The organism is Paenibacillus chartarius (assembly GCF_042432825.1).
Taxonomy (GTDB): Bacteria; Bacillota; Bacilli; order Paenibacillales; family NBRC-103111; genus Gordoniibacillus; species Gordoniibacillus chartarius.
Genome location: NZ_JBHLWN010000111.1, coordinates 1 through 20,880 on the forward strand (window position 1 = coordinate 1; position 20,880 = coordinate 20,880).

Genomic DNA, 20,880 nt, shown 5'->3' on the forward strand with positions numbered 1-20,880 from the left:
CGTTCTTCAGGAAGTATGCCTTGTTTCAGCCTCAAAAGCCCCCTTAACTCCGAGAGTCTATAAATGATTGTCATTGAACGCCATAAGTTTCGTGTCGCAAAAACAGACGACTCTCCAGCGATTGGCAGGCATAAATAATTCCGATTGGATTACTATGTATTTATTGACAGTATAAGTGCTGCCCCATTTTTTGTCAATCACGAATATCGTCTTTTCAAACGCCGGATTCACGATTCGGTATTGATCAAGCCCGCTCCTCATCAGGTGCGGGCTTCTGCATCCCCGCCGCCGCATGATTCCCAGCAGTAATGGAACCGTGTTATGATATGAATAACAAATCATAGGGATGTTGGCGGCAATGAAGCGATCAAAGCGAGTATATGTGGGATTTGTTCTGATCTCGGCGTGTTTGTTCTTGCTCGTCACGATGCTTTTAGTCGGAAATCCAAGCGGAGGAAACGCGGTCGAAGGCGTTCGTCCGCTGCTGAAGCTGGACTACTTGGCGCCATGGAGCGCTTACATGGGAGACCTGCCGCGCAAGGCCGACGGCAGCTACGATGAGACCGCCGTCGTCTGGCGGCCGCTGCAGGAGCTCCAGCAAACCGACGAAGCGAAATCGTACCTCGGCGTATTTTGGATAAAGTATACGCTGCCGCACCGGGAGACGCCGTGGCGAGACCCGTATTTGTATGTACAGCGGCACGTGAACTACGAGGCGTATTTAGGAGATTCCCGCATCGGCGGCTTCGACATCAGGTATGAGCGCTTTACTCATCCGGCATTCAGCTGGCGGATGTATGCAATGCCTGCCGGGCTTAGCGATCGGCCGCTGCTGATCCGTATTCAGCCGAGGCTTCCCGGCTTGTGGATCGGGGAATTTCGCATCGGCGAGAGCACGGCTTTGATCGGCGACATGCTCCGCTACGGCGCAATACCGCTTACGTACGTCCTTATTTTCGGAGCGCTCGGGATCGTTTCGGCCTTCGTGTATTTGCGTTCCGGACGCGACCCGCTGTTTTTTCTTTTTGCCGTTATTACGTTCTCCGCCGCCCTAGCTTATTTGGCCCGGCTGCAGCTGATTCAACTGGTGCCGCATTCGAACGTACTCGTTTATTTCGGCGAGCTGCCCGGCGTTGTGGCGGTTGCCGCGTTCCTCGTCTTTCTCGACCGATTCTCGCCGGGAAGCCCGCTCGGCGTTTGGTACCGGCGGCTTGCTCTAGCGATCCTGCTGTTTGTTGCCGTGTGTATGGCCGTCGCCATTATCTACGATCACCGGACCTCCATGGAGGTTTACCGTACAGGTCTCCTGCCTACGCTGGCTTTGGTCGCCGTTCTCTCCATCCATTACTGCTGGAGAAAGTTCAGGGAAGGAACGGATATCGAAACCGGCTGGGTCATAACGGGCATGCTGTCGGCAGTGTTCTTTACCGTCGTTCATATTGTCGGACTTCACATAGAAAATTTAATCTACTGGGGAGGAATGCTCAGCCCTTACTTTTATTTGTTCGACAACGCGGCCGGATTCGGCGTCGTGCTCTTCGTCATATCTTTGGCAAACGCGCTGCTGGCGCGCCTTTCCCGGATCCGCGAAGAGCATCGTTTGTTTACTCTCGATCTGGAGCGGTTGGTCGGAGAACGTACGGCGGAGCTGGAAGAGGCGAGCATCCTTCTGGAGCAGTCGATCCGCGAGCGTACCGAAGCGATGGCGGAGCTGTCCGTGCTGGAGGAGCGAAACCGTATCGCCAGAGACATCCACGATGTGGTTGGCCATACGCTGACGACGACGCTCGTCCAGATCGAAGCCGCCAAACGGCTCATTCACAAAGGAAAGCCGCAAGGGCTTGAACGGCTGGACCTGTCGATGGAGCTCGTTCGCCGCAGCCTTGCCGATATGCGCGATTCGGTCCATATGATGCAGTCGGGAGGTGCCGAGTTCGACCTCCTGCAATCGATACGGGAGCTGACGGGCCGCACGGAAGCCGCGGCGGGCATTGAAGTAAGCGGTACGGTCGATGAGCTGCCCCCGCTTTCTATGCTGCAAAAAAAGGTGCTGTTTCATGCGCTTCAAGAAGGGCTTACGAACGGAATCCGGCACGGGGAAGCGAAGCGCTTCCGATATAGGCTGCAGCGCGACGGCGGCGACGTTACGCTTCAGCTGTGGAACGACGGAAAGCCTCCTGCCGGCACCGGGTTCGGCTTCGGCTTAACCAACATGAACGACCGTGTACGGCAGCTGGGCGGCGCTTTGGAGGTGCAATCGCCCGACGGGGGAGGCTATCTGCTCAGCGTTCGGTTTCCAGCTGGATAGGAAATGCACTGACGTCGCAAACTAACCTCATCATCATCCATTATCCTATTGCGAAGGAGCTTCGACGACGATGAGCCATCAGAAGAGACGCGAGGAAGCCGCATGGAAGAGCCGCAAGCAGCAGCAGCATCCGCATGGAAAAATCAAATCGCTGCACGAGCTATCGCAGGAATACGACGCGGATCATAATCAGTAAGGCTGGTCCCTAAACAAACAGCGGCAGACCAGGACGCAAAGAAACGTCCACGACTGCCGCTTGTTTTATTGAGCCCCTACCCTTTCACCGAACCTGCGGCGATCCCTTTGACGATCCTGTTGCTCAAGGCTATGAACGCGATCAAAATCGGGATTATACTGATCATCAGCGTCGCGCCAATTGCCCCCCAGTCCGTCGTATATTGGCCGATGAAGTTTTGAATGCCGACCGTCAGCGTCTTGTACTTGTCCGAGGAGATGAACGTATTGACGAAGATGAACTCATTCCAATTGTAGATCATGTTAATAATGACGGAAGTCGATACCACTGAGGACGTCATCGGCAATGTAACGCTAAAGAACAGACGATTGACGCTGCACCCGTCCATAATCGCGGCCTCTTCCACTTCTCTAGGGAGCGAATAATAGAAACCGAGCATAATCATCATCGTAACCGGTAAATTGAAGGCAATATACGACAAAATGACGGACAGCGGATGATTCGTCAGGCCCAGCTTCGTGAACAAACGAAATAGGGGTATCAGCGTGGAATGCACGGGAATCATCAGTCCGACCATAAACATGCCTAGCACTACAGACTGCAGCTTCCAGCGCATCCGTGTCACCGCGAAAGTCACAAAGCTCGAGAGCAGCACGGTAAACGCTACGGCGGCAGCGGTCATCCAAACGCTGTTGAAGAAATAGAGCGAAATATTGCCGGCCGTCCACACCTTGCTGTAATTTTCCCAACGGAACTGCTCCGGAAACGCAAAGGGCGCCAGGTTGAAAATTTCCTGATTGTTTTTCAGTGAAAACAACAGAAGCCACACCAGCGGAAGCACCTGTATGACGGCAACGGCAATCAAGATAATATAAAGCAGGCCGTAGCCTAATTGTCCGTGAAGCTTCCCGCTTTGAGCCGATGACGTATTCATATAGCGGTTCTCCCTTACTTTACGAATATTGAACGCTATCTTTCGCGGCCGTATATTTGCGGATGAACCATGTCATGACAAGACAAATTAACAACAGGAAGAAGCCGATCGCGCTCGCGTAGCCGAAATCATAGCCGCTGAACGCTTTACGGTACATATAAGACGCCATCACTTCGCTGGCTCCGTTCGGTCCCCCGCCGGTCATTACATAGATCAAGTCAAAATATTTCAGCGAGCCCACGATCGCAAGCACAATCGTTACTTTCACCACTTCGGCCGCCAGCGGAATACGGATAGCAAAGGCGATTGTCCATGGACCGGCTCCGTCGATCCTGGCCGCTTCTATTAGTGAGGATGGCACGTTCTTCAAGGCCGCGTAGTAAATCAATATATAAAATCCCGCATACTGCCACAGAATGGGAATGAAGATCGCATACAGCACGATCGACGGATCGGACAGCCATTCCGGCGTCTGCTTGATCCCGGCGGACGAAAGCAAATGATTCAGCACACCGTTTGTGGGGTGGAACATTTTCAACCATAATTGTGCGATCGCGACCGATGACAGCAGCATCGGGATCAAAAAAATGTTGCGGAACAGATTGGCGCCCCGGATCTGTGAGGACAGCACAAGAGCGATAAGCAAATAGACGACGAGGCTCAGCGTGGACAACACGGCCAGCAGGAACGAATGGAGCACGCTGTCCCAAAACTTGACGTCGCGAACCAAGCTGCCGTAATTCTCCAGCCCGATATACTGCATCGGACTGACGCCATCCCATTTCATCAGCCCATAATACCCGGTCAGCACAAGCGGCATATAGATTAGGGCCAAGATGAGAACCAGCGAGGGCAACACGTAAAGTGCAATGATATATGTATTCGACATCGCTTTTTCCATGAATGCTTCTCTCCTCTCCTGCCGGCAAAAGAAAAGGACATACCGCTGCAAGAGGATATGTCCTTTCTCTCTGATCGGAACGATCCGGAATTACTTGCTCTCTTTGGCGAGCGCTTCTTCATGCTTCTTAACGAAATCGTCCGGAGTAACGGCTTTGCCGTACAGCGCTTGAATCATGTTCAGGTGAACGTCAGCGGACGCCGGCTTCAGCTGTACGTCGGCAAACAGCGTGATATTGCTCGCTTTGTTCAGCTCATTGAGCAGATCGATATACATTTGCGGCAGCTGTACCTTCGACGTGTCCACTTTGGTTGCCGGAATCACGCCGGCTTCGGTAATCGCATGCTCGCCCCACTTCTGGACGAAGAAGTTGACGAATTTCTTGGCTTCTTCTTTCACTTTGGAGTTATTGGAGACGAACAAGCCTACTCCAGGGCCTCCGACCCAGCTATCTACGTTGCCTTTGCCGCCGTCGAACGTCGGGAATTTGAAGAAGCCGACCTGATCCTTGAACGATTGCGGAACGTTCTTATTCGTCGTGTAGTTCGGAAGCTCCCACGTTCCCGCCATAAACATCGCCGCTTTGCCGTTCATGAATTCGGCTTTGCCCTCCTCGTTGGACAAACCGTTGAAGCCTTTGTTGAATGCGTTTGCATCGACGAGCCCCTGTACTTCCTGTGCGGCGCGGGTGAGGCTCGGATCGACGAAGGAGCCGGAGCGGTCGATGGCCTTCTTCAGCGTTTCCGGTCCGCCGATCCGGTCCGCCAAGTACATATACCAGAGCGAGCCGGTCCAGCGGTCCTTGTTGCCGAGAGCGATGGCCGCCACGTTGTTTGCGCTAAGCGTTTTCACGACATGTGTAAATTCGTCGTACGTCTTCGGGACCTGCAGATTATAGGTTGCGAATATCGCTTTGTTGTAATACACCGGAACGATGTTCAGCTCGACCGGAAGCGCATACGTTTTGCCGCTGAAGGCGAATGCGTCCGTTGTGCCTTTGACGAATTTATCCTTCAGGTCGCCCTGAAGCAGGTCGTCCACGGGAGCGAACATGCCTCCCTTGACATAGGGCTCCATATAGCCGGCCGCCCACGTAAAGCCTACGTCCGGAAGATCGTTGGATGTAGAAAGCACTTTCATTTTATTCTTATATTGCTCGTTCTCCAGCACTTCTTGCTCGATGGTTACGTTCGGATTCGCTGCTGTAAACTCCTTGATAATATCGTTGACAATTTTATATTGCGTCGCCGAACTGCCTTGCGGCCAGAGGTGCATCATTTTGATCGTCGTTTTCTTGGCAGCCTGATTCCCGCCGCCGCTTGCAGTTTGACCGGCATTCGTGCCGCCGCTTCCGGAGCCGCCGCAGCCTGCCAAGACGGACGCCAAACCTGCCGATAAGACGAGAGATTTTGCCATCCATTTTGCAGCCATTAAACAATTCCCCCTAAATGTTGGTATTGTAATCGCTTTTATTGTAGCGCTTGCAGATTGCTTGCAGAAGGCTACGGCCGTTGGGGAAAACACCACAATTTTTAGATTTCTTGATCGTCCGTATACATTTCCTTGCGATACTGGCTCGGACTTTTCCCTTCGTAATCCTTGAACAGCTTGATGAAATATTTCGACGTCTGATAGCCGACCTTCTCGGCAATATCGGTAATCGGCAATCTCGTTTGGAGCAGCAGCTCCTTGGCGCGCTGCAGCCTGCTGCGTGTCGTAAATTCACTGAAGGTCAGTCCCATCTGCTCCTTGAATAAAGCGCTGAAATAGCTCGGGTTCAGATGCACCTGCGCCGCCACCTCGCTGAGACCGAGCTGCTCCTGCAGATGCTCCTCAATGTAGCGGACGGCTTGCTTGACCGGATCGCTGTACCGCTGATCGTCCGCCATGGCGTGAAGCAGCTTGTGATCGGCGATTTTCTCCAGCGCCTCCATCCGCTCGCGTCCTTCTTCGAGCCGCAAAGCTTGCTCCACTGCCTCAAGCAGCTTGCGCTTGTTGATCGGCTTCAGCAAATAATTGACGACGCCAAGCTGGATTGCCGTCTGAGCGTACTGGAAATCCGGATGGCCGGAAATGACGATCACGACCGGCTTATGCCCCCCGGCTTGCAGCGTCTCGACCATCTGCAGGCCGGTCATTTCCGGCATTCGTATATCGGTAATAAGCACGTGGATAAGCTGCGTTTTCAACATGCGGAGCGCTTCGATTCCGTTATCCGCACACAAGATTCGATATTTGCCCGCCGACCACGCCTCCAGCGTCCGATTGATCCCGTTGCGGGTCAACGGCTCGTCGTCAACGATCAGTATAGCTTTTTGCTGCTGCGGCATACCCATTCTCCTCTTCATCCTTCGGAATCATAAAGCTGACAGTGACGCCCAGTCCCGGTGTACTTTCCATCACTAATCCGGAACATGCAGGTGCGCTTGCGGAGTAATATAATTGCAGCCGGCGATGAACGTTCGACAGCCCCATCCCATTCCCTCTTGCGGACGAAGTTGTTCCCAGCAGGATGGATTCTTTGACGGCTTGCAGCCGGCTCGCTTCCATACCGGGTCCGTCATCGCGCACCGAAACGCACAGCAGACGGTCATCGTCCGGTGCCGCCTCAATGCGGATATCGATGCGTCCTTGCCCGGTCTTTCCTTCCACGCCGTGCAATATCGCATTCTCAACGAGAGGCTGGATCAACAGCCGGGGCATTCGTACGAAACGGAACGGATCCGGACATTCCAGCGACCATTCGAGTCTTTCGCCGCATCGTACGCTCATAATGCGCAAATAGGTCTCGACATGCTCCAGCTCCTCGCCGATCGTCACCCAGGCATCTTTCCCCGGACTTCCGATCACGTAGCGAAACAGCTCGGACATGCCGACGACCAGTTCCGCCAAATCCTCTTGATCCCGCTCCTGTAAAGACCAGTTTAGCGCCTCCAATGTATTGTACAGAAAATGAGGATTGATTTGCGCTTGCAGCGCTTGCAGCTCAGCCCGGCTCCGCAGTAATTCTTCCTCGTAGACGAGCTTGATCAAGCGGTTGATGTCCTCAACCATATGATTGTAGGTCATGTTCAAATCGTTAAGCTCGCTCGTATAAGACACGACCGTGCTTGGAGTCAGCACGCCCTGGCGCGTGTTTCTCATCGCCTTCATCAGACGCAGAATCGGTCTCGTAATCATCGTGGACAGCACGAAGGACAGCACAAGGAACAAAATGAGCCCTAATGCGCCGGAAGCCAAAACCGCGGAGCGCAGCACGGAGATTCCTTCGGTAATGGCATTGACGGGATATAAGATCATCAGCGTCCATCCGGTCCGCTCGGACGTTTCCCGTACAAGGACATAATGCTGGTCCTTCCATGTCACGGTTTGCGATTCGGCACGCTGCAGCTTCTCCAAATCCGGCAGGAACGCGCCGTCCACAACGATCGGCTGCGCCGCCTGATCCACGAGCAGAATCGACTCTTGCTGGCCTCCTCCCGAGAGCGGTGCCTGTAAATTAAAGTAAGCGCTCTTCATTCTGATGAGCAGGTAGCCTCCGCCGGAAAACCAGCGATCGACCAAATTTACCCGTCGAATCGCGAGTACGGAATCGCTTCCATTCGGATCCACGCCGATCCAGACCAGCTTGCCCTTCTCCGCATCCGCCCGTTCGATCCATGGCTGGCTCAGCCGCTCGGACAAGGGCTGCTCATCGAGCGGAAACAGCCGCCGGTAATCGCTCGTATACAGCTCGACACTGCTGACGCTGTCCGAGTAGCCTTGTATGCTGTTCGCGAATTGCAGCAGCGCCTGACGCTCTTCGAACGTTTCCTTCCGGCCTTCGACGATCGTTTGCAGCAGATGCTGTACATTCATATCGTTCACAGCCTGCGTCGTCAAGGTATCGATTTGGCTGATCAACGCCTCCAATCTGCCGTTCGCTTGTATGGCCGTCTGCTTCATTTGCTTCTCCGCTTTATCCGTCAGCAAATTGGACACCGCAATAAAGGTGACGATACCGGCGCATACCAGCACGACCAGCATAACCGTCACGAAGCCGAACAATATTTGATTGCGCAGCGTGTTCCATTGAGCCAATCTGCTCCACATCCGATACCGCTCCCCTATTCCATGTTAGGCCGTTCAGTACATTCATTATAGGTGATATGGACTATTTGTCACTATGGAATTTCAATTGCCCGATTGTGGAAGGCATTGAGGTCAGGCCTGCCGCCCGGCGAATTTCGCGGCTCCTAAAGCAAATAGACCGCTCCCAAACGGAACGGCCTAGCCCGAGCGATGAATTTATGTGCGCTGATATTTTCTCGTGAACCCGATAATCAGCGGGACCATGACGATAGTCGGCAGCAGCCACACGAACAGGCTGACGCTTTCGATATGCAAAAGTCTTGGCGCCCCGAACACCGTAAACGCCGTCACGGTCGCAATACAGCACGATAACATGCCGACGATATGCTCAACCGCCCAGTGGGCCTTATTCTTCGGCACCGTCAGCCAATACACCAGCTGGGAGCCGCCCAAGAACATGCCGACAATCGGAAAATATTGCAGCAGCGCAAACCCGATCGTCCAGCCGTACACCGATACGGCGATGCTCGAGCCGAGCAGCAGCAGAGCGAACAGAAGCTCCGCCGGGCCCCGGTGGGTCTCCTTTCTTCGCTTGAAGCGCAGCACGCGAATGCCGTACCATGCCGTCGCAGCGCTAAGAATGGCGATATTGATCAGGAACCACGAGAACGGTATCGCATCCACATCGGGTCCTGCATCCCACGTAAGACGGTATATCCCCATGAACAGCGCGCTTACCGACACGGCCGCCATCGCCGTAACGTATACCCATCCGACCCGGCTATGAGTGCGTCCGCCCTTCTTTGTCACAATCGGTATCCAAAAAATGCACAATGCCAAAAACCCGCAAAAAATATGAATCCATCGAAACGTATCGAACAACATCGCCATCCGTCGATCCCTCGCTGTATGCCAGACTGGAACATCTTACTACCCCATTCTAGTAGTGTGCGTTCCATCAGTCAACAACGTTGTTCCAATCGCTCGTCGAGTGCAGTCAGCTATACGCCGGAATAAGCCATGAAGCCGCCGTCCACCGGTACCGTAATCCCCGTGACGAAGCCGGACATCGAATCGTCCGCCAGCCATACGAGCGTGCCGAGCAAATCTTCCGGCTGCCCGAAGCGGCGCATCGGGGTGTGGGTCATAATTTTGTGCGAGCGTTCCGTTAACGTACCGTCTTCGTGAGTCAGCAGCCTGCGATTTTGCTCGGTGAGGAAAAAGCCCGGCGCGATCGCGTTGACGCGGATGCCGACATCGGCCATATGGACCGCCAGCCACTGGGTAAAATTGTTGATCGCCGCTTTCGCCGCACTGTAGGCCGGCACCTTCGTCATCGGGCTCGGCGCGCTCATGGACGACAGGTTGATGACCGAGGCTCCAGGCTTATTCATCATCTGCTTGGCGAACACTTGCGTAGGGATAAGCGTCCCGAGAAAATTCAAATCGAAAACGTAGCTGAACCCTTCCTCCGTCAAATCGAAAAACGTCGTCACTTCAGGATCGGGCAAATGCTCCGGACGAAGCGTTTCGTTCGTCGTGCTGCCCTTCGGGTGGTTGCCTCCGGCGCCGTTAATCAGCAGATCGCATGGTCCGAGCTTCTCCGTCACGATCTCCGCCGCCGCTTTCACATTTTCCGTATCGAGCACGTTGCAGGCAACCGCAATCGCCGTTCCGCCCGCCGCACGTATCGCCTCCGCCACCAGCTCGCCCTTCTCTGCCGTACGGTTCAGCACCGCAATCTTCATGCCTTGCCTTCCGAGCTCTTTCGCCATAGCGGAGCACAGCACCCCGCTGCCGCCGGTAATGACGGCTACCTTGCCTTGCAGTCCTGGATGTACGGGAATCATTTCGACTTCTCCTTTCGTTCGCGCCGTTCACGCTGAGCGGCATCCCAAGCGCCCCACAAATACATAATGCCAAGCGCCCGATCGTACAGTCCGTAGCCGGGACGACAATGCTCGCCCCAGATGTGGCGGCCGTGATCCGGTCTGACGTATCCGGTGAATCCGGTTTCGCTGTAAGCCCGGACGATACCGGCAATATCGACCGTACCGTCTTCGGTTCGGTGCGACGTTTCAATGAAATCGCCGTTGTCATACACCTTCACATTACGGATATGCGCAAAAGGAATACGGCCTGCAAATTCATGAACCATGGATACGATATCGTTGTCCGGGTTCGCCCCGAGCGAGCCGCTGCACAGTGTAATCCCGTTGTACGGGCTGTCTACAAGCGACAGCAAGCGGCGCAAATTCGCCTGGCTCGTCATTAAGCGGGGCAGTCCGAACACCGGCCACGGCGGATCGTCCGGATGAATCGCCATCTTAATGTCGCTGCTCTCCGCAACGGGAATAATGTGTTCGAGAAAATAGCGCAGATTCTCCCAAAGCTGCTCCGTCGTAACACCCTTGTACGCTTCGAACAGCGGCGCCAGACGGCGCAGCCGCTCCGGCTCCCAGCCCGGCATCGAGAAATCCGGGTTAGCGGCGATCGCTGCAACGAGCTCTTGCGGATCCATGGAGTCGACCTTCGCCTTCTCGTAAAACATCGCCGTCGATCCGTCCGGAAGCGCTTTGTACAGATCGGTGCGGATCCAGTCGAACACCGGCATGAAGTTATAGCAAATCGTCTTCACGCCGACGGTTGCCAGCTTCTCGATCGTCCGCTGGTAGTTATGGATGTAACGGTCCCGGCTCGGCAGTCCCAGCTTGATGTCTTCGTGCACGTTGACGCTTTCCACGACTTCCAGATGCAGACTATACCGGTCGGCCAGCTCCTTATAAGCCATAATCTTGTCCATCGGCCACTCTTCGCCGGCCGGAACATCGTGCAGCGCCCACACGATCCCTTCTACGCCCGGAATTTGCTTTATCTGCTCCAGACTTACGGTATCGTTCCCTTCGCCGTACCAGCGAAACACCATTCTCACAGTGAACTAGCCCCCTAATCGGTAAAATAATCCGGATATTTCCGCCGCACGACCGTCAAATCCTGAGCCAGCTTGCCCAGATGGGCGCCCAGCCGATCGGCGGCCAGCGCCTCGTCGCCGAGCTCGATCGCTTCCGCCAGCAGCCGGTGCTCCGCCGTAATGCGCTCCAATTGCTGCAGCTCTTGAAGCGCCAAGTACCGGAACCGGTTCAAATGCGCCCGCATATGGCCGACGACCTGCAGCAGCGTTTCGTTGCCGGCCACTTGCAGAATCGCATGGTGGAACGCTTCGTCCACATTCAGAAACTGCGCGATATCCCCTGCAACGGCAGCCGCTTCCTGGCGCTGCAGCAGCTCCTCCAGCTTGGCCTTCACGCTCCGGTGCCGCTCGGCATCCCACAGCCGGGCCGCCAGCCGGAACGCCCCCAGCTCCAGATGCTCGCGCACGAAGCGGGTATCGTGCACTTTACGCTCGGAGATCGGTGCAATACGCGTTCCCCGCTGCGGGAGCACCTCCAGGAGCTGCTCGTTCACAAGCGACCGGATCGCCTCGCGGATCGGCGTACGGCTGACCTGAAGCATTTCGGCCAATTCGTTCTCGTAAATCATCGTCCCGGGCGGCAGCGTTAGCGTTACGATCCGATCGCGGATCGCCTCGTACACTTGATCGCCAAGCGATATGCGCTGCCTCTGCGTCTGCAGCGGCGGAAACGTCGTCATGCTTACTCCCTCCAACTGCGGTGAAAGATTTTCCATACACCCACTTTACTTGAATACTTGTATACAAGTCAAATATGAAAAAGGAACTGCTCACAGATCCCATTTACACAAAATTAAGAACCTTCGGGCCACTGTCCATGAAAAAAACGATATAATGAAAATATAGAAAATTTACTAGAAATTACGGAGCTGAACCATGCCGGAAACCATTATTTTTATTCATGGATTGATGGGCAATCAAAGAGCGTTTAAGCATGATGTCTCGCACCTGAAACCAAAATTTCATTGCATTACTTATGATCTCTTAGGGCATGGGGAACAAAAAGGACAAGACGCCGCGTTTACGTTGGAAGCTTTGACCGAGCAGCTGCTCTGCGTGTATGAACAGCATCATTTGGAAAAAGCGCATTTATGCTCGCTAAGCGTCGGATGCTACATCTCTACTTATTTTGCAGCCCATTATTCGGATAAAGTACAGACCCTTTGCTTTATTGGCGGACATTATAACAACACTTCTCCGTTATTCGAAACGCTTGAGGAGTACTATCGCCTGGTTCATGAGATGGAATATAACGATTGGCTGAAAAGATACTCGTCTGCTATTTTTCCTGGCCACTTTCTAAATCCATTCTCAACACTATCTGAACAAATTTATTACAAATTAGGCTTGGAGATTCACCCGCAAATTATTAAAGAAGCGCTGCGTTTTCGATTGCAGCACGATTTGAAAGCTCAGCTAAAGACTCTTGTACATCCTGTTCTTTGGGTCATGGGCAAACATGATACGCTTTATAAATCGTGCCTCTATGATATGGATGAAGTGATACGCAACTTAACGTATATTGAAATACCAAAAGCAGGCCATGCCGCCAACTTATTTCGACCTGGACTATTTGGGAAAATCTACGAGAATTTTCTGATGAAGCATCAATCCATATTTCTCAAAGGAACGCTCTCGGCATCTACATAAAAGGATACAAATCGACATAAATACATAATGATTTATTACAGATAAATACCACTTTCGACGCATGGATAATAGATTTGCAGATGGTAGCATTAAAATAAAAAGTCTAAATGGAGGATAGGAATGGGAGACTCAAGGGTTGTAAGCAGAAGGAAATTTCTGGCAGGAATTGGCGCAGCAGCGGGAATTGGGATCGCGACGAAACAACTTCTTTTTGACCAGCTGGAAAGTGCTACCGCAGCGGAATCTACAGTCTCGGAAACTGTATACGCAGCATCCAAACCATTGGCTCTTTCATCAACATTTAATATTAATGTTAAAGATTATGGTGCTGTTGGCGATGGCGTTACCGACGATACGCCCGCAATCAAGAGAGCATTTTCCGCTCTAAAAGATGGTGACATTCTATATTTTCCTTATGGCCATTATAAAACAAATGCTTCGGGGTTCCTTGCCTATATTTTGAATAAATCAGTTACCATTTTGGGTAATAAATCGATTCTTGAGGTTGCAGACGAAGGACTAAATATTCAAAATTCTTCCAAACTTCATGTAGATAATTTAGTGGTTACCAGAACCACGCAATCCCCATATTTAGGAACTGCATCGGCTTTTCAGATTCGAAACATAACCGACATTTTTTTTACAAACAATGAAATTTCGAAATTTACCGACGCCATTGCAATTAACGGCACTTCCGTCAATATTAATATAGAAAACAATAAATTACATGATCTAAGCCAAGAGCCTATTGTGGTTCGATCCAATTGCAATTTTGTGAAAATAAGCGGGAACGAGATTTACAGGCATTTGGGAGACGGGATTTTGTTAAAAGGTGTAGAAAATATCTACATATCGGAAAATTATATCCATGATCCTTGTAAGAAAGACGACGCAAGCTACTCAACGTTCACAGGAGGAGCCGCCAATCCTTCCATCCCTATAGTCGGAGGAGGGATAACGTGCAATAATGAGAGCGGGGAGAGCGGTACGGTAAATTTGCAAATCCATAATAATACCATTAACGGTACTGGTTACGGTATTAGTCTGTGCGGAGTTCAGATCTGCCATATTACACATAATCGCGTTAAAGATATCAGGAGCACTTCTGCCATCGAGTTTTATAATAAAACGTCTGTGAATTCAAGCAGTATCCCTAACCTTGAACTGGTGATATCGCAAAACCATATTATCAATTTAATGCGTGATACGCTAACCTCTGCAATTTATGTTATCGCCGGCACAGTTCATGTAGACAAGGCACTAGTTACTGGAAATTACGTTAATACAAATAGTTCGATACATGTAGGGATTAATGTGACCGGCAATGTACAGGTAATCGGAAACACGGTTGAAAATTATTATAGAGGCATAGAATTAGGCGCCGGTGCTATTGCAATTGGAAATATTCTTATTGACGGTAAATCATCTGATGGAGGCAGAGCTCTAACTCTCTATGACAATGCAATTGCAATTGGCAATAAAATCAATTCAAGCCAGTCATCTTGGATTAGAGGCAATAATGCCATTTTCAAAGATAATCAAATAAATTACAACGGAAATTACTGGGCCGTTTTCATTGAACTTGGTAAATCCGGCAATATTATCAAAGATAATGTAATACAATCTTCAAACGGTAAAACCATTAGCGGGGCAAATCCCAATTTCTACGATATGAACAGCGTTACGGATTTCTTTGCTGCTGATGGCGGACAACGCCAACATCAAATCTCATTAAGCATTCCGAAGGGACCGACATCCAGCCGCCCGACCGGCTTGAGCGATGGCAGATATAATGGCGTGCAGTTCCTCGATTTGACAATTAAAAAATTAATTTGGTGGGATGCTTCTTCATATACTTGGCGAGATGCAATGGGAAATAAGGTTTAGCTGGCAGAGAAAAGCTCTTCCGGGACGTGGAGCAGGGCGATGAATAAATAGCAATAGAAGCCGTTCTCCGGTTACGGAAAACGGCTTTTTTTGTATGGTTTCCTTCCTTCAGGGTTACTTCGTCCTGATGATCACGGTACGGGACGTGCCGTCCCACGTTACTTGCCCACCGAACGCTTCCCCCACGAAGCGGGCCGGAGCCATTGTCCTGCCGTTAATCAGCTGGGCCGGCTGCGACAGCTCGACCGTCCGGCCGTTGCGCGTCGCGACGCTTTCACCCAGCTTGAGCGTGACGGTCGTATCGCCCTTCTTGCCGGTTGCGGTCATCGTATCCGCATCCCATTCGACCGTCGCGCCCAGCGCTTCAAAGATCGAACGCAGCGGAGCGAGCGTGCTGCCGTCCACTATGAGGGGCGGCTGCTCGAACCGGTAATCGGTGCCGTCAATATTGACGCTGACGTCCGAGGACAGCCTGATCGGCTTCTCAACGATCCGTTCGTTCGCCTCGTTATAGACCCGAACCCGGAAATCGGCGTCGACCCCGACCTCATCCGCTCCGAGCTCGATATGGAACGGGGCGCTCTCCTGCGTGCGCACGACCGCTCCGTTCAACAAATACTCCACCTTGCCGATCTGAACATCCGGAATTTTCACGTACGGTACGATACGCACCTTTTTCACAAAGGAAGCCGACTGATCCGCTTTCACATATCCGACCGGCTGGGCCGGCTTCGCTCCCGTCTCTACCTTGGTCAAATAAAACGGATCGCTAATAATCTCCTTATAGGAGCTCATCATCGCTTCGTTGTCCCGAAGCAAATAATTGCTCCGGGACGATGGCTGATACTGGCCCTGATCTTGATTGAAATACGTAATGGCTTTCAGGCGGGGATATTTCTTCGGCATCACTTCATACATGCGGTCCAGATTCGCCACCGCCCAATCGGTGAACGACCTGCCGTCGGCGTTGGACGTATGGGTGATCGCCCCCTCGCTGATCATAATCGGCTTGCGGCCGGCATACAGCCTGTACACCTCGTCAAGCTTCTCCACCGGGCTCGAGCCGAGAGTCGGCTTGGCCGGATCGCCGTTATCGTAGGGCCCCGTGTACAAGCTGACACCCACCCAATCGACATATTCGTCTCCCGGGTAATAAGCCGACATCGTGTCCCGTGGCGTATCGTTAGGACTCCACACCATCGCCACGTTAGGCGCTTCCTCCTTCATTACCTTCGCGACCAGCCGGAACTTCTCGATGTATGTCGCCGTGTCCCCGTGCCAGGTTACCCAGCTTCCGTTCATCTCGCCTGCAAACCGCAAGAAGATCGGTATGCCGGCCGCCTTCGCCGCTCTCGCCCATTCGCGCAGCCCGGGTCCGTCCTGCACCGCACCGAGTCCCTCAATCGGCTCGAGCGCAATTTGCAGCGCACCCCCGGCTTCCTTCGCCCGATCGGCATGTCCCTGCGGGAAAGCGCTCATGTGCGCATAGGCCAGATAGATGGCGTGATTTTTCCCGTAGATGTCCTGCGACCTGTTGAAGTAGTTCTCCATACCGGGGTCCTTCTCGGAGTAAATGCCGATATACGTGCCCGATTCCGGCTCGAATTTCGCAAGCCCGCCGCTCGAGGATGCCGACATGTTGCGGATGACCGCCTCGTCTGTCGTCGACACATACAGCTCAAGCGTCGTCCGTATTTCCTCAGCCCGGGCCATATGCACGGCTCCCCAATTCAGCCCCAGGTTCAGCCAATATTGATTCTCTGCTTCATAGTACCGAATCGCCTCTTCATATTTTTTAACCGAGTCGAAGTAAGTCCCCAATCTCATGGCGAACAAGGCTGCACTATTCCAATCGGATACCTCCACGCTCTTCCCCAGCATATATTGCCAGCTGGAAACAGCGCCTGCAGGATTGCCTGCCGCTGCGGCATCCTCCGCTTTCTTAAACTCGCTCCAATAGAACGGATCGTAATCGAATCCGTATGCGACGCCGCCTGCCGGAAGCGTCAAGGCCAGCGACAATGCTGCGACGGCGCCCATCCGCCGCCATCTTCCCCGGCTCTTTCCGTATCTCATCTACGTTCTCCCCCTTGACTTCTTGACTGACTTTTGGACTGTGCTGACCATCCATTCGTGTTCTCCCAAGTAATTCGGCAATGCAGGACAGCACTCCTCCCGTTCAGCGTACTGGCATGAATTCGTTACCGGACTCCATTCAGCTTGCGGAACGTATCGGGACTTACTCCTTCCATCTGTTTAAACAGTACGCAGAAATAGCCGACCGTCTCAAAGCCCGCCTTGCGGGCGACCTCGCCGATCCGGTCCTGCGGGAACGCGAGCAGCTGCTCCTTGCTCTTGCGGATGCGAAGCTTGTTCAAGTATTCCATCGGTCTCGCGTCGACAATTTTCCGGAAAAGCATGCAAAGGTGCTGTCCGCTCACCCCTACCGTATCCGCCAGCTCCTGGAGCGTAACCCGCCGGGCATAATGCCGCTCCATATAGTCAAACACCGGCTGCAGCCGCCGGAAGCTCATCTCCAAAGAAGCGTGCGGGTCGGCCATGCCCTTCATAATATCGAGCAGCAGAGCGTACACGAGCTTGGAGCATTCCAGCCCCGCCAGCGGATTGCCCGAAAGGACCAGCGAGACGGCGCTTTGCATATGGTTCAGCATGACGGCATCGCTGCCGGCGAGACGGTACACGCCGCTTCTGGCCAATCCCGCCGTTCGCGCCATCGACTCCGCCTGCACGCCTTCGAAATTCAGCCAATAGATTTCCCATGGCTCTGTCGTCGCCCTATATTCGTGCGGCTCGTGCGGAGATAAAAAAATACCGAAGCCGGGCTTCACTTCGCTTCGCTCTCCTCTTACCCATAGCTCGCCTTCCCCATCTACACAATACAGCCATTGGTACAACGGATACCCGTTCGGCCGAACGATCTCCTCTTGGCTCGACCAATAGCCTGCCCCGGACATGTAAACGGGGAGCTGCCTTTCGATCTCTGTCAAAGTGAGAAAACCAAACCGTTGATCTCCCATCCGCCTGCCCTCACCATATGAAAATTATGAAATAAATACGAATATCGGCTTCTAGGCGAAACCACGATATCTTATTATAATTCAGTATAAAGCAAACACCATGTATTTCCCAATATGAAAATTACGATACGAGGAGAGAAACATATGGCAAACCGTCATGCCCCGATCAGCGCCAAATTACCGGTATTCATGCACGGCGCGGACTATAACCCCGACCAGTGGCAGCATGATCCGCAGGTGCTCGAGGAAGATATCCGGCTGATGAAGCTGGCCAATTGCAACGTGATGGCTGTAGGCATTTTTGCCTGGGCAGCCTTGGAGCCTGAAGAGGGCAGCTTCCGTTTCGAGTGGCTGGATAACGTGCTGGACCGCTTCGCTGCGAACGGCATTTACGCTTGGCTTGCTACGCCGAGCGGAGCCCGCCCGGCTTGGATGGCCGCCAAATATCCCGAAGTGCTGCGTGTCGGCGCGAACCGGGTTCGCAATTTGTTCGGCGCCCGCCACAATCACTGCTACACCTCCCCGGCATACCGGGAGAAGACGGCTATCATGAACCGCAAGCTGGCGGAGCGTTATGCCCATCACCCGGCGGTCGTCGGCTGGCATATCTCCAACGAGTACGGCGGCGACTGCCATTGCCCGCTTTGCCAGGATGCGTTCCGGACGTGGCTGCAAAAGAAATACGGTACGCTCGAGGCTCTGAACCGGGCTTGGTGGACAGCCTTCTGGTCCCACACGTACACGGACTGGAGCCAGATCGAATCGCCCGCTCCGCACGGGGAGCATGCCGTTCACGCGCACAACCTCGATTGGAAGCGGTTCGTGTCCGATCAAACCGTCGATTTCTACCGGCATGAAGCCGACTGCGTGCGGGATCTGAACCCGGAACTGCCGATTACGACGAATTTCATGTATATGTTTGAAGGGCTGGATTACCGCAAATTCGCTCCATACCTGGACGTCGTCTCCTGGGATTCGTATCCGACCTGGCACAAGAAGGACAACGACATGGACACGGCGGTCTGGACAGCGTTTAATCACGACCTGTACCGCTCGCTGCTCGGCAAGCCGTTCATGCTGATGGAAAGCACGCCGTCCGCGACCAACTGGCAGCCGATCAGCAAGCTGAAGCGGCCGGGCATGCATCTGCTTTCATCGCTGCAAGCCGTCGCTCACGGCTCGGATACGGTCCAATATTTCCAGTGGCGCAAGAGCCGCGGCTCCAGCGAGAAGCTGCACGGCGCCGTCGTCGACCATGCCGGTCACGAGCACACGCGCGTATTCGGCGACGTGACCGAGGTCGGCGATGCGTTAATCCGACTGCAAGAAGTAGCCGGAACGGGAACGGCAGCCAAGGTCGCTTTGCTCTACGACTGGGACAACCGCTGGGCCGTGAAAGATTCGCAGGGACCGCGTAATAAGGGGATCCACTACGAGGAGACGGTGCTGGAGCACTATAAGGCGTTATGGGAGCATAACGTAGCGATCGATGTCATCGGATCGGAAGACGACTTCAGCCGTTATTCGCTTATCGTCGCGCCGATGCTGTACTTGTGCCGCGCGGAAACCGGGGAGCGCCTGGAAAGGTTCGTTGCGGACGGCGGCACGCTTGTCGTTACGTATTGGTCGGGCATCGTCGATGAGAACGACCTGTGCCACCTCGGCGGCTTCCCGGGTCCTCTGCGCAAGACGCTGGGGATTTGGGCGGAGGAAATCGACGGCTTGCACGATACGGATCAGAATGGCCTCGTACCGGCAGCCGGCAACCTGCTCGGCTTGCAGGGCGAGTACGATGCCTACGAGTTGGCGGAGCTGGTTCATACCGAGACAGCGGAAGTATTGGGCGTATACCGGGACGACTTCTATGCGGGTCGCCCGGCTCTGACGGTAAATTCCTTGGGCAAGGGGAAAGCGTATTATATCGCTACGCGATTGAAGCCCCCTTTCCACCGCGACTATTACGGACGCCTGCTCGCCGAGCTGGGCATCGAACGCGCTTTGGAGTCGGCGCTCCCTGCCGGCGTAAGCGCTCAAGCCCGTTCGGACGGCAGCAGCGACTATGTGTTCGTGATGAATTTTAGCGGGTCTTCGCAGCGAATCGAGCTCGACCATCCGGAATATACGGATATGCTAACCGGCGAACAGCTGAACGGCGTCACCGTAGAGCTGCCGGTTCACGGCGTGCGCGTATTGAAGCGCGCCAGCAGCGCTCGCCGATAACGTTATTTCCTGCAAGAACCGAAACAACCCGGCATAGCTGCCGGGTTGTTCTTTTGATCGTTCAAGCTTGTCTATCATCGTTCGTAACCGCAGCCCCGGACGCAATACCCCCGTTGTTCCTCGCAAGGCGATAGTGATCTACGCTAAAGCTGAACAATACCTTCAACATAAACAGCAAGCCGGCGACCAGCATGACGGGTTCGGCAGCATAGAGCACGGGCACCCATCCGATGCCTGCAGCAAGCAGCAGCCCGGAAACGAACACTTGCCGTTCTCCGCTTTGCGCATTCACAACGTAAGCACCGGCAGCCGTATATAACCATACGACGATAGAAGTCCAACTATGTATCCCGAGCAGCAGGGCGACCAGCGGAAGGTGCACGTGGACGGCGATGAACACCAGCCGCTTGTGCGGACGCTCGGCATAATAATTGCTGGTCGAAGCGGTGAAATTGGCCACGCTGCCGGAACAAATGTCGAAGATAAGCAGGAAAGCCAACACCCTTCGCCACACCGCAATACCCTCAAACGTAGCGGGGAACATGAAAAATAAAGCTCCTGCCACGATGGCTCCGAACAGCACGATGAGGAGAATCACAGCCGGCCTTTGCTCTTTACCGAATACGTCATGAAGTAACGTTGGGAGTTGAACATGCTTCATTAGCCCCGCTCCTTTGTTTTTTTATGTAGTCGTTACGCTTCAT

17 protein-coding genes are annotated in these 20,880 nt (G+C 53.5%); 5 read left to right on the forward strand and 12 right to left on the reverse strand.

The window, feature by feature from the left end:
• Positions 1 to 358: 358 nt before the first annotated feature.
• Positions 359 to 2,308 carry a sensor histidine kinase gene (locus ACFFK0_RS27655; protein ID WP_377474088.1) on the forward strand — a complete coding sequence of 650 codons (1,950 nt, stop codon included), beginning with the start codon at positions 359 to 361 and terminating at the stop codon, positions 2,306 to 2,308.
• Positions 2,309 to 2,378: 70 nt separating this feature from the next.
• Complete coding sequence (locus tag ACFFK0_RS27660; RefSeq protein ID WP_377474090.1) at positions 2,379 to 2,504, forward strand: DUF6254 family protein; 126 nt, start codon at positions 2,379 to 2,381, stop codon at positions 2,502 to 2,504.
• 76 nt (positions 2,505 to 2,580) lie between these two features.
• Here ACFFK0_RS27660 and ACFFK0_RS27665 read toward each other — a convergent pair whose 3' ends face one another.
• From ACFFK0_RS27665 to ACFFK0_RS27705, 9 genes are all read right to left on the reverse strand, one after another.
• Positions 2,581 to 3,438: a carbohydrate ABC transporter permease gene (locus ACFFK0_RS27665; RefSeq protein ID WP_377474093.1), complete on the reverse strand. Its 858-nt coding sequence runs from the start codon at positions 3,436 to 3,438 to the stop codon at positions 2,581 to 2,583.
• A gap of 19 nt (positions 3,439 to 3,457) precedes the next feature.
• Positions 3,458 to 4,339 (reverse strand): carbohydrate ABC transporter permease, encoded by an 882-nt coding sequence (locus ACFFK0_RS27670; RefSeq protein ID WP_377474095.1) that lies wholly within the window; start codon positions 4,337 to 4,339, stop codon positions 3,458 to 3,460.
• 90 nt (positions 4,340 to 4,429) lie between these two features.
• Positions 4,430 to 5,770, reverse strand: a complete 1,341-nt coding sequence (locus ACFFK0_RS27675) for an extracellular solute-binding protein (RefSeq protein WP_377474097.1) — start codon at positions 5,768 to 5,770, stop codon at positions 4,430 to 4,432.
• Between the two features lie 101 nt (positions 5,771 to 5,871).
• Complete coding sequence (locus ACFFK0_RS27680; RefSeq protein WP_377474100.1) at positions 5,872 to 6,669, reverse strand: response regulator transcription factor; 798 nt, start codon at positions 6,667 to 6,669, stop codon at positions 5,872 to 5,874.
• Positions 6,635 to 8,431, reverse strand: coding sequence for a sensor histidine kinase (locus ACFFK0_RS27685; protein WP_377474103.1), 1,797 nt, complete (start codon positions 8,429 to 8,431; stop codon positions 6,635 to 6,637). The genes ACFFK0_RS27680 and ACFFK0_RS27685 overlap by 35 nt, the downstream gene beginning before the upstream one ends.
• A 195-nt stretch (positions 8,432 to 8,626) precedes the next feature.
• Positions 8,627 to 9,301 carry a DUF2306 domain-containing protein gene (locus ACFFK0_RS27690; RefSeq protein ID WP_377474105.1) on the reverse strand — a complete coding sequence of 225 codons (675 nt, stop codon included), beginning with the start codon at positions 9,299 to 9,301 and terminating at the stop codon, positions 8,627 to 8,629.
• 110 nt (positions 9,302 to 9,411) lie between these two features.
• Positions 9,412 to 10,260: an SDR family oxidoreductase gene (locus ACFFK0_RS27695; RefSeq protein ID WP_377474107.1), complete on the reverse strand. Its 849-nt coding sequence runs from the start codon at positions 10,258 to 10,260 to the stop codon at positions 9,412 to 9,414.
• Complete coding sequence (gene uxuA / locus ACFFK0_RS27700) at positions 10,257 to 11,342, reverse strand: mannonate dehydratase (RefSeq protein WP_377474109.1); 1,086 nt, start codon at positions 11,340 to 11,342, stop codon at positions 10,257 to 10,259. The genes ACFFK0_RS27695 and uxuA overlap by 4 nt, the downstream gene beginning before the upstream one ends.
• A 14-nt stretch (positions 11,343 to 11,356) precedes the next feature.
• The gene (locus tag ACFFK0_RS27705) at positions 11,357 to 12,061 is read right to left on the reverse strand and encodes a GntR family transcriptional regulator (RefSeq protein WP_377474111.1); all 705 of its coding nucleotides are present in this window, start codon (positions 12,059 to 12,061) and stop codon (positions 11,357 to 11,359) included.
• Between the two features lie 196 nt (positions 12,062 to 12,257).
• Between ACFFK0_RS27705 and ACFFK0_RS27710 the strand changes: the two genes are divergently transcribed.
• The gene (locus ACFFK0_RS27710; RefSeq protein ID WP_377474113.1) at positions 12,258 to 13,031 is read left to right on the forward strand and encodes an alpha/beta fold hydrolase; all 774 of its coding nucleotides are present in this window, start codon (positions 12,258 to 12,260) and stop codon (positions 13,029 to 13,031) included.
• Positions 13,032 to 13,151: 120 nt separating this feature from the next.
• Positions 13,152 to 14,918 carry a right-handed parallel beta-helix repeat-containing protein gene (locus ACFFK0_RS27715; protein WP_377474115.1) on the forward strand — a complete coding sequence of 589 codons (1,767 nt, stop codon included), beginning with the start codon at positions 13,152 to 13,154 and terminating at the stop codon, positions 14,916 to 14,918.
• Between the two features lie 114 nt (positions 14,919 to 15,032).
• Here ACFFK0_RS27715 and ACFFK0_RS27720 read toward each other — a convergent pair whose 3' ends face one another.
• Complete coding sequence (locus tag ACFFK0_RS27720; RefSeq protein WP_377474117.1) at positions 15,033 to 16,994, reverse strand: stalk domain-containing protein; 1,962 nt, start codon at positions 16,992 to 16,994, stop codon at positions 15,033 to 15,035.
• 125 nt (positions 16,995 to 17,119) lie between these two features.
• Positions 17,120 to 17,956, reverse strand: coding sequence for an AraC family transcriptional regulator (locus ACFFK0_RS27725; protein ID WP_377474119.1), 837 nt, complete (start codon positions 17,954 to 17,956; stop codon positions 17,120 to 17,122).
• A gap of 144 nt (positions 17,957 to 18,100) precedes the next feature.
• Between ACFFK0_RS27725 and ACFFK0_RS27730 the strand changes: the two genes are divergently transcribed.
• Positions 18,101 to 20,176, forward strand: a complete 2,076-nt coding sequence (locus tag ACFFK0_RS27730; protein WP_377474121.1) for a beta-galactosidase — start codon at positions 18,101 to 18,103, stop codon at positions 20,174 to 20,176.
• A gap of 61 nt (positions 20,177 to 20,237) precedes the next feature.
• On the opposite strand, the gene ACFFK0_RS27735 is transcribed toward ACFFK0_RS27730, so the two are convergent.
• Positions 20,238 to 20,837 carry a hypothetical protein gene (locus ACFFK0_RS27735; protein WP_377474123.1) on the reverse strand — a complete coding sequence of 200 codons (600 nt, stop codon included), beginning with the start codon at positions 20,835 to 20,837 and terminating at the stop codon, positions 20,238 to 20,240.
• Between the last annotated feature and the right edge of the window lie 43 nt (positions 20,838 to 20,880).